Annotated in this window: 15 protein-coding genes; 12 read left to right on the forward strand and 3 right to left on the reverse strand. The window is 72.4% G+C overall.

Going from position 1 to position 13,383, the window contains the following annotated elements; translation table 11 throughout:
- Positions 1-42: 42 nt before the first annotated feature.
- From ACFO60_RS19045 to ACFO60_RS19055, 3 genes are all read right to left on the reverse strand, one after another.
- Positions 43-963 (reverse strand): ABC transporter permease, encoded by a 921-nt coding sequence (locus ACFO60_RS19045; RefSeq protein ID WP_380841798.1) that lies wholly within the window; start codon positions 961-963, stop codon positions 43-45.
- The gene (locus tag ACFO60_RS19050; RefSeq protein WP_380841799.1) at positions 960-2,177 is read right to left on the reverse strand and encodes an ABC transporter substrate-binding protein; all 1,218 of its coding nucleotides are present in this window, start codon (positions 2,175-2,177) and stop codon (positions 960-962) included. Before ACFO60_RS19050 ends, ACFO60_RS19045 begins: the two co-directional genes overlap by 4 nt.
- Positions 2,178-2,240: 63 nt before the next feature.
- On the reverse strand, positions 2,241-3,278 hold the full coding sequence (locus ACFO60_RS19055) for an ABC transporter ATP-binding protein (protein ID WP_380841800.1): 1,038 nt from the start codon (positions 3,276-3,278) through the stop codon (positions 2,241-2,243).
- 256 nt (positions 3,279-3,534) lie between these two features.
- Here ACFO60_RS19055 and hisI point away from each other — a divergent pair, with 256 nt between their 5' ends.
- The 12 genes from hisI to ACFO60_RS19115 all read left to right on the forward strand — a co-directional run bounded on the left by hisI (position 3,535) and on the right by ACFO60_RS19115 (position 13,328).
- Complete coding sequence (gene hisI / locus ACFO60_RS19060) at positions 3,535-3,885, forward strand: phosphoribosyl-AMP cyclohydrolase (protein WP_380841802.1); 351 nt, start codon at positions 3,535-3,537, stop codon at positions 3,883-3,885.
- Positions 3,882-4,550, forward strand: coding sequence for a TIGR02234 family membrane protein (locus tag ACFO60_RS19065; RefSeq protein WP_380841804.1), 669 nt, complete (start codon positions 3,882-3,884; stop codon positions 4,548-4,550). The genes hisI and ACFO60_RS19065 overlap by 4 nt, the downstream gene beginning before the upstream one ends.
- Positions 4,551-4,669: 119 nt before the next feature.
- Positions 4,670-5,191 carry a CD225/dispanin family protein gene (locus ACFO60_RS19070; RefSeq protein ID WP_380841805.1) on the forward strand — a complete coding sequence of 174 codons (522 nt, stop codon included), beginning with the start codon at positions 4,670-4,672 and terminating at the stop codon, positions 5,189-5,191.
- The gene (locus tag ACFO60_RS19075; protein WP_380841807.1) at positions 5,191-5,628 is read left to right on the forward strand and encodes a DUF2752 domain-containing protein; all 438 of its coding nucleotides are present in this window, start codon (positions 5,191-5,193) and stop codon (positions 5,626-5,628) included. The genes ACFO60_RS19070 and ACFO60_RS19075 overlap by 1 nt, the downstream gene beginning before the upstream one ends.
- A 179-nt stretch (positions 5,629-5,807) precedes the next feature.
- Positions 5,808-6,632 (forward strand): indole-3-glycerol phosphate synthase TrpC, encoded by an 825-nt coding sequence (trpC, locus tag ACFO60_RS19080; protein WP_380841809.1) that lies wholly within the window; start codon positions 5,808-5,810, stop codon positions 6,630-6,632.
- A gap of 50 nt (positions 6,633-6,682) precedes the next feature.
- Entirely contained in the window at positions 6,683-7,873 is a 1,191-nt protein-coding gene (trpB, locus tag ACFO60_RS19085) for a tryptophan synthase subunit beta (RefSeq protein WP_465269884.1), read from the forward strand.
- A gap of 33 nt (positions 7,874-7,906) precedes the next feature.
- Positions 7,907-8,701, forward strand: a complete 795-nt coding sequence (gene trpA / locus ACFO60_RS19090; protein WP_380841810.1) for a tryptophan synthase subunit alpha — start codon at positions 7,907-7,909, stop codon at positions 8,699-8,701.
- Between the two features lie 381 nt (positions 8,702-9,082).
- A complete protein-coding gene (locus ACFO60_RS19095; RefSeq protein ID WP_380841812.1) occupies positions 9,083-9,628 on the forward strand; it encodes a DoxX family protein in 546 nt (181 codons plus the stop codon).
- Between the two features lie 40 nt (positions 9,629-9,668).
- Entirely contained in the window at positions 9,669-10,421 is a 753-nt protein-coding gene (locus ACFO60_RS19100) for a DsbA family protein (RefSeq protein WP_380841814.1), read from the forward strand.
- A gap of 26 nt (positions 10,422-10,447) precedes the next feature.
- The gene (gene lgt, locus ACFO60_RS19105) at positions 10,448-11,785 is read left to right on the forward strand and encodes a prolipoprotein diacylglyceryl transferase (protein WP_380841816.1); all 1,338 of its coding nucleotides are present in this window, start codon (positions 10,448-10,450) and stop codon (positions 11,783-11,785) included.
- Positions 11,782-12,666 (forward strand): hypothetical protein, encoded by an 885-nt coding sequence (locus ACFO60_RS19110; protein ID WP_380841818.1) that lies wholly within the window; start codon positions 11,782-11,784, stop codon positions 12,664-12,666. Before lgt ends, ACFO60_RS19110 begins: the two co-directional genes overlap by 4 nt.
- An 11-nt stretch (positions 12,667-12,677) precedes the next feature.
- Positions 12,678-13,328, forward strand: coding sequence for a hypothetical protein (locus ACFO60_RS19115; protein WP_380841819.1), 651 nt, complete (start codon positions 12,678-12,680; stop codon positions 13,326-13,328).
- Positions 13,329-13,383: the final 55 nt, after the last annotated feature.

The raw sequence follows: 13,383 nt of genomic DNA on the forward strand, positions 1-13,383 counted from the left end.
GCGGGACGGGAGCACGGGTCTCCCACGGGCCGGGGGCGCCGGTCACAGGTTCTCCAGCGCCCCGGTGCGGCGGACGGCCGCGAGGTACACCAGCATGATCACCACTGGGATCGTGGCGACGGCGGCGGCGAACGGCAGGTTGCCGGCCGCGCCGATGTTGTCGTAGACGACGTTGCCGATGAGCTGGCTCCGGCCTCCGACGATCTTCACCGCGATGTAGTCGCCGAGCGACAGCGAGAAGGTGAACACCGACCCGGCCACGATCGCGGGGAAGGTGAGCGGCCACACGACCGTCCGGAAGGCGCGCGGCCCTCGCGCGCCGAGGTCGCCCGCCGCCTCCAGCAGCGAGTTCGGCAGCCGCTCCAGCCCCGCGTAGATCGGCAGGATCATGTAAGGCAGCCACAGGTACGCGAGGGTCGCGATGGTGGCCGTCAGCCCGTACCCCCAGCCGAGCAGGCCGTCCCCGGACAGCATGACGCGCCAGGCGTACGCCTTGACCAGGTACGACGCCCATAGTGGCGTCAGCACGGCGATGACCAGCCAGCGCTGGGCGCGCGGCGAGGCGAGCTTGGCCATCGCGAACGCCATCGGGAAGGCGATCACGATGTCGATCAGCGTCACCGCCACCGCCACGCCGAGCGACCGCAGCGCGACGGTCCTGTACACCTCGATCGTCAGCACGTCGCGGAAGTTGGCCCACGTGAAGGTCCTGACCAGGTCGCCGGTGAAGGTGTCGGTGCTCCAGAACGCGGTGACGAGCAGCGCGGCGAGCGCGCCGAGGTAGGCGACGCCGAGCCAGGCCAGAGGCGCCGACAGCAGCAGCGACAGCCGCACGCCCGCGTGCCGGTGGAGCGCGGCGGCGAGCCGCCGGCGCGGGCCGGGCCGCCGCCGCGCCGGCCCGGGCTCCGCGCGCCCGGACGGGGGCGCCGGCGCGGCCGGCGCCCCCGAGGCCGAGGTCGTCACCCCTTGATCTCCGTCCAGGCCCGGGTCCACTCCGAGTAGTCCTTGCACTTCACGTCCGTGCGGCCGTCGAGGCACTGGGCGATCGGCGTGGTCCAGTAGTGGACCTTGGAGAAGTACGACTCGTCGGTGGCGTGGTAGGTCTCGCAGAAGGTCTTGTCGGAGGTCTGCTCGCACGCCTTCGCGTTGGAGGGCGCCTCGCCGAACCACTCGGCCACCTGCGCGTTGGCCTTGGGCGAGATGATCCAGTCGAGCCACTTGTAGGCGCAGTTCGGGTGCCGGGCCTTGGCGGCGACCATCCAGGTGTCCGACCAGCCGGTGGCGCCCTCCTTGGGAAGGATCGCCTCGACCGGGGCCTTGTCGGCCTTGACCAGGTTGGCGATGACCTGCCAGGTCGTGCCCGCCACGGTGTCGCCGCTCTTGAACGCCTGCACGGCCTTGGTGTAGTCGGACCAGTACTCGCCGATGTTCTGCTTCTGCTGCTTGAGCAGGTCGACGGCGGCCTGGAACTGCTCGTCGTCCAGGGCGTAGGGGTCCTTGATGCCGAGGCCGGGCTTGGTGGCCATCAAGTAGAGGGCGGCGTCGGCGATGTAGATGGGGGAGTCGTAGGCCGTCAGCGCGCCCTTGTAGGGGGAGGCGGGGTCGAACACCACGCTCCAGGAGTCCGGCGCCGGGTTCACCTTGTCGGTGCGCCACATCAGCAGGTTGGCGCCCCGGCCGTGCGGCACGCCGTAGGCGACCCCGTTGACGGAGTTCCACGGCTTCAGCTTCAGCCCGTCGAACACGTCCTTGTAGTTCGGCACCAGATCGGTGGTGACGGGGGCGACGGTGCCGGAGGCGATCAGGCGCAGCGAGGCGTCGCCCGAGGCCGACACGGCGTCGTACTCGCCGGTCTTCATCAGGTTCACCATCTCGTCGGAGGTGCCGGCGGTCTTGGTGCCGACCTTGCAGCCGGTGGCCTGCTCGAAAGGGTGCACCCAGTCGACCTTGGGATCGTTGGAGCCGTCCTCGGCGTACCCCGCCCAGGCGACCAGGTTGACCTGCCCCTCGCCGGCTCCGAGGCTCTTCAGCGCCTCGACCTTGGGCGGGGTGAACCCGGTCCGTCCTGGGGCGGCGGCCGTGCCACCGCCCGCGGAACCTCCGGTGGAGCCGCCGCCACACGCGGCGGCGGCCAGCGCGAGCGCGGCGGTGGCGATCGCGAGTCTGGTGGACCGCATGGTGTCCCTCCTAAGGGTGGAGCGCAGTGCCTGAACGGATGGGCCGGAGCGGAACGGACGGGGTCAGGAGACGACGGCGAACTCGTGGCGGCGGTTCCAGACCAGCCGCACGCGGCCGCCGCGCAGGCCGGTGACCTCCATGGAGGAGACCTCGAGGTTCTGCTGCAGGACGATGAGCCGGCCGCCGGCGTCGAGGTCGACGACGAACCTGGTCGACGCCCCGGCGTACACGACCTCGGCGATCGTGCCGGTGGCGCTGTGCTCCTCGCCGCCGACGGGGGCGTCCACGTCGAGCACCAGACGCAGCTTCTCCGGGCGGACGCTGTAGGTGCCCTCCTTGCCCAGCACCGCCTTCGCGGCCTCGCCGGCGATGAGGTTGGAGGTGCCGACGAACTCGGCCACGAACGGCGTCGCGGGCCGCTCGTACACCTCGGCGGGGGTGCCGACCTGCTCGATCGCGCCCCGGTCGAACACCGCGACGCGGTCGCTCATGGTGAGGGCCTCCTCCTGGTCGTGGGTGACGAACAGGAAGGTGACGCCGACCTGGCGCTGGATCTGCTTCAGCTCGACCTGCATCTCCTCGCGCAGCTTGAGGTCCAGGGCGCCGAGGGGCTCGTCGAGCAGCAGCACGCGCGGCCGGTTGACCAGTGCCCTGGCCAGGGCGACCCGCTGGCGCTGCCCGCCGGACAGCTGGGAGGGCCGCCGCGCCTCGAACCCCGGCAGGCGGACCGCGGTCAGGGCCTCCACGGCGCGCTCGCGCCGCTCGGCCTTCGGGACCTTCTTCACCCGCAGGCCGTATTCGACGTTCTGCAGCACGCTCATGTGCGGGAAGAGCGCGTAGTCCTGGAAGACGGTGTTGACGTCCCGCTCGAAGGGGGCCAGGCGGGTCACGTCGCGCCCGCCCAGCTCGACCGTGCCGGCCGTGGGCGACTCGAAGCCCGCGATCATGCGCAGCACGGTGGTCTTGCCCGACCCCGAGGGCCCGAGCATCGCGAAGAACTCGCCGTCGGTGATCTCCAGGTCGACGCCCGCCACCGCCTCCACCGCGCCGAAGCTCTTGCGAAGGCCGCGCAGCCGCACCGCCACGTTCCGATCTGGCATGTCGCGAACATACGGTCGCACGCACGTCCCGGCGAAGCACGATCAGGTATCACTGTGCCGGCCTCACCGGCCGGGGACGCCGGACTCTCCCCGCGCCGCCGCGGGCGTCGCCGCTTCTCCCCGCGCCGCTTCTCCCCGCGCCGCTCCTCCATCGCGGGTCCCGAGCCGCCGTGCCCGGGATCGGGGATCGCCGCCCGGCCGGGCTCAGGTGAGTGCGGTGACCTGCCCCGGCGCCTCGTTGCGGCAGAATTGCCCCATGCCTCTCGATCAGAAGATCGCGGACCGCCTCAAGCGCACTGCGGACGGGCTGGTGCCCGCGGTCGTCCAGCAGCACGACACCGGCGAGGTGCTGATGCTGGCCTGGATGGACGACGAGGCGCTGCACCGCACGCTCACCACCGGCCGGGCGACCTACTGGTCGCGCAGCCGCCGCTCCTACTGGGTCAAGGGCGAGACCTCCGGCCACGTCCAGCACGTCAGGCACGTGGCGCTCGACTGCGACGGCGACACCATCCTGCTCAAGGTCGACCAGGTCGGCGCGGCCTGCCACACCGGCGACCGCACCTGCTTCGACGCCGACGTGCTGCCGGTCGGGGAACCCCTATGACGGCGGCCGGCGCCCCGGCCCGCACGGGAGTGTCCCGCGGCGGCACGCGCCGCGGGCTCCTGGCGTGGGTGGCGGCCGGCGCGGCGGGAGCCGGGATGCTCCTGCTGGCCACCGGGCGCACCTGGGCCGAGGTCTCCTACCCTGCCGCTCCCGGCGGCGGGGCCCGCGGCGGCGTGGTCGCGCTGTCCGGCGGCGATCTGGCGCCGGTGCTCGGCCCGCTCGCGATGGCCTGCCTGGCCGCGGTGGTGGCCGTGCTCGCCACCCGCGGCCTGTGGCGCAGGGTCGTCGGCGCCCTCATCGCGCTGCTCGGCGCGGCGGCCGCCGTGGCCGCCTGGCAGGGCTCCTCGGCCGCGCACGCGGCCGAGGTCGCCGGGGCGCGCGGCACGCTGACCGGCCTGGCCGGCCTGGTGGCGTCCCCAGAGTGGGCCTGGCCCTCGCTCGCCGTCGCGGGGGGCCTGGTGCTCGTCGCCGCGGGCGTGATCGCGGTGGCGCGCGGCGGCCGCTGGGCCGGCATGTCCGACCGGTACGAGCGGCGGGGCGCCCGGCCCGGCGGCCCGGGGGCAGGCGGCGAGCGTCCCGGCGGGTCCGAGCGGTCGTTGTGGGACGCGCTCGACCAGGGCGTCGACCCCACCGAGGGCGACGGCCCCGGCGCGCGGCAGGGCTGAGCGCATGACGACGTACATGACAAGTTGCGCACAAAGCGGGCCACAACGCATATACGCGTCGCCGGTCGTCGCTAAGCTGCCGCAGCGCAAGACGCGCATTGATCTCACAGGAGCTTTCCATGAGCTACGGGAATCAGCCGGGCAACCCTGAGGATTACGACCCTCAGCAGCCCGGTGGCCAGCCCTCCGGGGGGTACGGTCAGCAGGGCGGCGGCTATGGCCAGCAGCCGGGGTACGGCCAGCAGGGCGGGGGATACGGGCAGCAGCAAGGGGGCTACGGCCAGCAGCAGGGGGGCTACGGCCAGCAGGGCGGCTACCCGCCGCCCCAGGGCGGCTACGGCTACGGGCAGCCCGGCGGCTACGGGCCGGCCGCGCCGGACAACCACCTGGTGCCGGCGATTCTCACCACGCTGTTCTGCTGCCTGCCCTTCGGCATCGTCTCGATCGTCAAGTCGTCGCAGGTCAACTCCAAGTGGTCGGTCGGCGACTACCAGGGGGCCGTCGCCGCGGCCGAAGAGGCCAAGACCTGGTGGAAGCGCGCGCTCATCTGGGGCATCGTGGTCGACGTCGTGGTGATCGTCGGATACCTGCTGCTGATCGCCCTGGTCTTCAGCACCGCCGGCAGCAACTACAACTACTGATGACGACGCACGCGGAACACACCGGGAGGCGCGGCACGGGCCGTCTGCGGTCCATGCTCGCGCCCTTCGGCGCCGCGGCGCTGACGGGGGCCGTGTTCACCTACGTCGGCATGGTCGATCCCAACGGGCCGGGCCACTACCCGCCCTGCCCCTTCCTGTTCGTCACAGGGCTCTACTGCCCCGGCTGCGGCACGCTGCGCACCATCCACGCCCTCGCGCACGGCGACGTGACGGCGGCGCTCGGCCTCAACCCTCTCGCGGTGGCCACCATCCCGTTCCTGCTGTTCTGGTGGGGGCGGTGGGCCCTGCGCACCTGGCAGAGGCGGCCGGTACGCACGACGCTCGCCCATCCGGCCTACATCTGGGCGTTCCTCGGGTTGGTGATCGTCTACTGGATCGTGCGAAACCTGCCTTTCGGCAGGTTCCTCGCGCCATGACGTTCCACGATCGCCACCCTGTGGCGAGGCGACGGCGGTAAGCCCGATACCATCGGCAGGGCAAGGTCGGGAGAGGAAGCGGACCTCCGAGCCGATCACCGATCGGGGGAGGCGTCCTCGACCCGGAGACGGCGACGGAGGGACCCTGTACGGGTGAGCAAGCCAAGCGAGGAGATCAAGTGAGCGTGCTCGACGAGATCCTGGACGGCGTACGGGCCGACCTCGCCGACCGGCAGCAGGCCGTGTCGCTGGCGGAGCTCAAGGAACGCGCCCAGCGCGCGCCTGCCACCAGGGACGCCTACGCCGCGCTGGGCGGGGACAAGGTCTCGGTCATCGCCGAGGTCAAGCGGTCCAGCCCTTCCAAGGGCGCCCTGGCCGCGATCGCCGATCCCGCGGCGCTGGCCGGCGACTACGAGGCGGGCGGCGCGCACGTCATCAGCGTGCTGACCGAGCGGCGCCGCTTCGGCGGCAGCCTGGAGGACCTGGCCGCCGTGCGCGCGGCGGTCGACATCCCGGTCCTGCGCAAGGACTTCGTGGTCACCTCGTACCAGCTGTGGGAGGCCCGGGCGCACGGCGCCGACCTCGCGCTGCTGATCGTGGCGGCCCTCGACCAGAACGCGCTGGTCTCCTTGATCGAAAGAGCCGAGTCGATCGGCCTGGCTCCGCTCGTCGAGGTGCATACTGAGGAAGAGCTCGACCGGGCGCTGGAAGCCGGCGCCAAGATCGTCGGTGTGAACGCGCGGAACCTCAAGACCCTGGAGGTCGACCGCGACGTCTTCGCCCGGATCGCGCCCAAGATTCCGGACGGCGTCATCAAGATCGCCGAGTCCGGCGTGCGCGGCCCGCACGACCTGCTGGCCTACGCCCGCGCCGGCGCCGACGCCGTGCTCGTCGGCGAGAGCCTGGTCACCGGCAAGGACCCTCGGGCCGCCGTCATCGACCTGGTCACCGCCGGAGCGCACCCCGCATCGCGACTCGACAACGGACCCGAGAGGCAGCAGTGACCATCGCAGAAGGCCCCCTCATCACCGCGGCCGACCTCGTGGGCGGCGGCGTGGCAGGCGACGATCCCGACGCCCAGGGGCGCTTCGGCGTCTTCGGCGGCAGGTTCGTGCCCGAGGCGCTGATCCCCGCTCTGGACGAGGTCGCCAAGGTCTACGCCGACGCCAAGATCGACCCCGAGTTCGTGAGCGAGTTCGACCACCTGCTGCGCACCTACGCGGGGCGGCCGACCACGATCACCGAGGTCAAGCGGTTCAGCGAGGTGGCGGGCGGCGCCCGCGTGCTGCTCAAGCGCGAGGACCTCACGCACACCGGCGCCCACAAGATCAACAACGTGCTCGGCCAGGCCCTGCTGACCAAGCGCCTCGGCAAGACCCGCGTCATCGCCGAGACCGGAGCCGGTCAGCACGGCGTCGCCACCGCGACCGCCTGCGCCCTGCTCGGCCTCGAGTGCGTCATCTACATGGGCGAGGTCGACTGCGAGCGCCAGGCGCTCAACGTCGCCCGCATGAAACTCCTCGGCGCGCGGGTCGTCCCGGTGGGCAACGGCAGCCGCACCCTCAAGGACGCCATCAACGAGGCGTTCCGCGACTGGGTCACCAACGTCGACACCACGCACTACCTGTTCGGCACGGTCGCCGGTCCCCACCCGTTCCCCGAGATCGTCCGCGACTTCGCGCGCATCATCGGCGTCGAGGCCCGCCGCCAGGTGCTCGAGCTCACCGGCCGCCTGCCCGACGCCGTCGCGGCGGCCGTCGGCGGCGGCTCCAACGCCATCGGCATCTTCCACGCCTTCATCGGCGACGAGGGCGTCGCGCTGCACGGCTACGAGGCCGCCGGGCACGGCGTCGAGTCCGGCGAGCACGCCTGCACCCTCACCGAGGGCTCGATCGGCGTCCTGCACGGCTCGCGCACCTACGTCCTGCAAGACGACGAGGGCCAGACCATCGAGTCCCACTCCATCTCGGCGGGGCTCGACTACCCCGGCGTCGGCCCCGAGCACGCCTGGCTGAAGGACACCGGCCGCGCCACCTACCACGGCGTCACCGACGACGAGGCGATGGAGGCCTTCTCCGTCCTCGCCCGCACCGAGGGCATCATCCCGGCCATCGAGTCGGCGCACGCCCTGGCGGGTACGATCAAGCTCGGCCGCGAACTCGGCCCGGAGGCGACCATCCTGGTCAACCTCTCCGGGCGCGGCGACAAGGACATGGGCACCGCCATGAAGTACTTCAACCTGTAGGCCCCCAGACACCTGTGAGCGGGACATCCTGACATGACGACTCTCCAGACGGTGTTCGAGAAGGCCCGGGCCGACAAGCGGGCCGCGCTCGTCGGATACCTGCCGGCCGGCTTCCCCACCAAGGACGGCGCCATCGCCGCCGCGACCGCCATGGTGGAGGCCGGTTGCGACGTCATCGAGATCGGCCTGCCCTACTCCGACCCGCTGATGGACGGTCCCACCATCCAGGACGCCGTGCACCGCGCCCTCGTCAACGGCACCCGCATCGCCGACGTGATGCGCACCGTCGAGGGCGTGGCCAAGAGCGGCGCCGCCGTGCTGGTCATGACCTACTGGAACCCGATCGACCGCTACGGCGCCGAGCGGTTCGCCCGCGACCTCGCCAACGCCGGCGGCACCGGCACCATCACCCCCGACCTCACGCCCGAGGAGGCCGGGCCCTGGCGCGAGCACAGCGCGCAGGCCGGCATCGACACCGTCTTCCTGGTCGCCCCGAGCTCCCCCGAAGAGCGCATCAGGGCCGTCGCCGAGTGCTGCACCGGTTTCGTGTACGCCGCCTCCCTCATGGGCGTCACCGGCGCGCGCGAGAGCGTGAGCGGCGCGGCCGAGGGCCTGGTCAAGCGCTGCCGCACCGAGACCTCGCTGCCCGTCTGCGTGGGCCTCGGCGTCGGCACCGGCGCGCAGGCCGCCGAGGTCGCGGGTTACGCCGACGGCGTCATCGTGGGATCGGCGTTCATCCGCCGCCTGCTGGACGCCCCCGACGAGGCCGCGGGCCTGGCGTCGGTGCGCGAGCTCGCGGCCGAACTGGCCGGCGGCGTGCGCGCCTGACGGTTTCTCCTTCCCCAAGGGGGCGTCTGCGTCCGGTCTCCGATCCCGCTGGCTTTCGTCCGTTTTTGCCCGGCGGGACGGTCGCGTTCCGCGTTCGCCCGCATGTGACCGACCAAGGGCCTTTCGTCCCGCCGGAAAGGGCCTCGCGTCCGTTTCCCGAGGTCACCAGCCTTTGGCAGTCTTCATTCGAAGATTGCTTACCCGCCTCTTATCGGCGTCATGATGGGCTGTGCAGCCGGTAGCCTTCGGCAAGGAAGGCGCCGCGCGCCGTGCGGTCCCCCCAGCCGACACAAGGGGCGGCCGTGGCATGACCCGTCCCGGGCCGGTCGGTCCGTGGGGATAAGGAGACGAGATGCTGGTGGGGTCGAGAAGGCCGCGCCGATGAGGTCGCTCAACGCGCATCCGGCGGTACCCTGGGTGACGACGGTCGCGCGGCTGGTGGTCGCCGCCGTGCTGATCGTCGCCGGCTGGCTCAAGATCGGCACCCCCGCGTTGTCGATCCAGGCCGTGGAGGCCTACGAGCTGCTGCCGGCGCAGGTCGCCACCGTGGTGGGCTACGGGCTGCCGATCGTCGAGATCGTCGTCGGGGTGCTGCTCGTCGCGGGCCTGCTCACGCGAGCGGCGGGCGCGGTGTCCGCGCTCTTGATGCTGGCCTTCGTGGTCGGCATCGCCTCGGCGTGGGCGCGCGGCCTGCGCATCGACTGCGGCTGCTTCGGCGGCGGCGGCAAGCTGGCCGCCGACCAGAGTCCCTCCTACTTCTGGGAGATCCTCCGGGACGGCGGCCTGTTCCTGCTGGGGGCATGGATCGTCCGGTACGCCCCCGGCCGCCTGTCGCTCGACGCGGCCCTCGGCCTGGTCCCGGCCCGGACGGCCCGTGACGAGGACGACGACGAGGACGACGGCGAGGACGAGGGGGAGGCCGCGTGATCGACGGCGATCACCGGCCCGACAGGAAGGGGAGTTCCTGATGGGAAAGGCCGCGCGTGAGGTCTCGGCCCGCGAGCGCATCAAGGCGCAGCGCGAGAGAGAACGCGTCCAGCAGCAGCGCAGGCGCATCGCCACCATCGTCACCGCGGTCGTCGTGGTGCTCGCCGTGGTGGGCGGGGGCTGGTGGTACGTCCAGTCGGGCAGGTCCGAGACGCTCAGCGGCGAACTGGCGCCGATCAGCCTGGCGGCCGACGGCTCGACGGTCATGGCCAAGCCCGGCGTGGAGAAGCCGGTCCTCGACATCTACGAGGACTTCCAGTGCCCCGCGTGCAAGGCGTTCGAGCAGACCAGCGGCCCGACGGTGAAGAACATGGCGGCGGCCGGCCAGGTCAAGGTCGTCTACCACGTCGTCAACATCTTCACCGAGGAGCCGACGCTCGGGAACACCACCCGCGCCGCGGCCGCCGCCCGCTGCGTCCCTGGTGGCAAGCAGTGGATGACCTTCCACGACCGCATCTACAAGGAGCAGCCGCCAGAGAGCAAGAAGGGCTTCGCGCTCGACGACCTGGTCGCCTGGGGCAAGGACTCCGGCGTCACCGACTCCGGCTTCGAGCAGTGCGTCAAGAGCCAGAAGTACGCCCAGACACAGGCCGACTACAACAAGAAGGCCGCCGAGTCCAAGGCGTTCGAGAAGGGCACCCCGACGCTGCGGCTGAACGGCAAGGAGATCGACAACAGTCTCGCCTTCAGCCCTTCCTCGCTGCGTCAGACGATCCTTGATGCCGCGAAGTAGGCCCGGAACCGGTAACGTCACCTGACATGCCCCTGGCCTCCATTCCCAGCCCGCCAGAAGGGGTCTGGTACCTCGGACCGATCCCTCTGCGCGCCTATGCCTTCTGCATCGTGCTCGGCGTCATCGCCGCCGTCTGGCTCAGCGAGCGCCGCTGGCGCGCCCGCGGCGGCGAGCCCGGCACCATGACCGACCTCGCCGTCTGGGCCGTCCCGTTCGGCCTGGTCGGCGGGCGGCTCTACCACGTCATCAGCGACTGGCAGCTCTACTTCGGGCCCGACGCCCCGAACCGCCCGATCGACGCCCTGTACATCTGGCACGGCGGCCTCGGCATCTGGGGCGCCGTCGCGCTCGGCGGAGTCGGGGTGTGGCTCGGCTGCCGCAGGCGGGGCATCTCGCTGTCTGCGGTCGCCGACACGGTCGCGCCGGGCATCGCCTTGGGACAGGCCATCGGCCGCGTGGGCAACTACTTCAACCAAGAGCTGTTCGGGGGGCCGACCGACCTGCCGTGGGGGCTCGAGATCGACCCGGGGCGCCCCGGAACGATCCCCGGTGTGTCGACCTACCACCCCACGTTCCTGTACGAGTTGCTGTGGGACCTCGCCCTGGCGGCGGTGCTGGTGTGGGTGGGCAAGCGCTACGCGCTGCGCCACGCCCGGCTGTTCGCGCTGTACGTCGCGGGCTACACCCTCGGCCGCTTCTGGATCGAAGGCATGCGGGTGGACCCTGCTCACCAGATCCTCGGCCTGCGGCTGAACCAGTGGACCTCCATCGTGATCTTCCTGGGCGCCCTGGTGTATCTGTGGGTGACCAGGAACAAGACCACCGAAGAGATCGTCGTTCCGCTGCACGGGGGGGCCGGCGCCGACCCCGCGCACGACGCCGCGCAGGCGGACGAGCACGAGATCGCCGCGGCCTCCGCCGGCACCGCCGCCGAGCCCGCGGCAGGGGCCGGCTCGGCGAAGGCCGAGGCCGATACCGCCGGCGCGGCGACCGGCTCCGCGGAGCCCGCCACAGGCTCCCCGGCCACCGAGGCCGACTCTGTGGGCACCGAGGCCGACTCTGTGGGCACCGAGACCGGCTCCGCCGCGCCGCGGACCACCGCGGCCGGGGGCGAGGCCGCTGAGGGCGAGCCGGCCGCGTCTCCGACTGAGAGCGCTCCGGCGAAGACGACCGCATCCGAGGCGGCCGGCGTTCACGAGGACACGACCGCGCCCGAGGCGGCCGGCGTCCCTGAGGGTCCGGCTGCTCCCGGGGACGTCAGCGCGCCCGAGGGCACCGGCTCGTCCGAGGGCAGGGACGACCACGATCACAAGGGCGGGCCGGCGGCCCCGGCCGCGCCGGCCTCGGAGGCGAATTCACGATGACCCAGGGCGGCCTCTCGGGGGGGCACGCCGAGACGGAGCCCGGGTCACGGTCCGACGGGCGCAAGCGCGCCGCGAGCGCGCGCAGCAAGCGGCGCCGCGCCTCGTTCGAGGTGGACGCCCTGTCCGAGCGGGGCCTGACCCAGCGGCAGCAGCGCCTCTTGCTCGGCGCCGGCACGGTGGTGGCGGTGCTGGTCGGCGGCTTCGGCCTCACAGCCGTCGTCAGCACCCTCGGCGTCTCCGATCCGCCCGCCGACGAGGGTTCCTCGGCCGCCGACGCGATCGGGCTGCTCAGCCCGGACGACTACCAGGCGTGGCCCTCGCCCAAGCTGTTCGCGCCGATCGGCGACCGCAAGGCCGACCAGGCCCCGCTGCGCGCGGAGGAGGTCTTCTCCGTCAAGACCGTGCGCAGCGGAAAGCTGACCCTCAAGCTCGCCGACCGGCGCCTGGACGCCTGCGCGCCCGCGATGTGGGGCGGCAGCGTGCTGGCCAAGCTGGGCGAGACCGGCTGCACGCAGGCGGTCCGCGGCCTCTACCTCAGCGCCGACCGCCGGTACGTCGCCCAGTACACCCTGTTCAACATGGCCGACGCCGCCGCGGCCGGCGGGTTCGTCCAGCAGATGTCCACCCTCTACCGAGGGGGTGGGTGGGTGCGCCCGCTGGAGTCCAAGGCGGCGGCGTTCCCGCAGGACGGCTACTCCGAGGCCAGCGGGCATGTGATGGGGCACTACGCCGGGTTCGTCTGGGTCGCGCGGACCGACGGCCAGGAGGCCACGCCCAAGGACGACTTCGTCTCGCTGGCCCTGGGCGCTCGCGCGGCCGAGAAGGCCGTCTACCGCCGTGTCGTCGCGGTCACCGGCCCCGCCGCGCCACCGGCCGGGTAAGCTGCGTGGCCATGCCCAGCCGCATGTTGATCACCGTGGCGGTCGCGGGCGCGCTCGCGGGGGTCGGGGCGTTGGTGTTCTTCGTCACGCGGCCCGAGACGGGGCCGGCCCCGGGCAAGGTCCGCGCCGAGCGCACCTCCGCGCTCTACGCCCCCATCGCCAGCCGCCGCGACGACCCGCGTCCGCTGAGCGAGGCCGAGGTGTTCGGGCCGGCCGCGACCACGTCCTCCTCCGGGGCGATCATGCGCCGTCGCCAGGTCACGGTGTCGTCCGACTGCTCGCAGGCGCTGTGGGGGAGCGGGCCCACGGCCGCGGCGGCGGGGTGCGCCCAGGTGGTGCGGGCGAGCTTCGCCAGCGCCGACGGCGGCGTGTCCGGCCAGTACGCGGTCTTCGACATGCCCGACGGCGGCTCGGCCGACAGGCTGGTCGACGCGCTCGGCGCCCGCGCCGGCGAGGGGTTCCTGCGGCTCGCGCCGGGTCAGCCGGCGTCGTTCGACGCCGGCCACAGCCGGGCGGAGGTGCGGGCGCTCGGGCACTTCGTCGTGGTGAACTGGGTGGGCCCGGTGGGCGACGAGGGGCGGGCCGACCTGACGCTGCCACAGGTGGCGCTGGAAGCGCTGGGCGGCTTCGTCCAGCGCCGCGTGCTCGCCGCGAGCGGCTGATCCGGGGCCTTGAGGTGTGAGGACCCTCCGAGCGTGGTATGGGAGAGCGGACACC

Origin of the sequence: Sphaerisporangium dianthi (assembly GCF_042654065.1) — a bacterium.
Lineage (GTDB): Bacteria > Actinomycetota > Actinomycetes > Streptosporangiales > Streptosporangiaceae > Sphaerisporangium > Sphaerisporangium dianthi.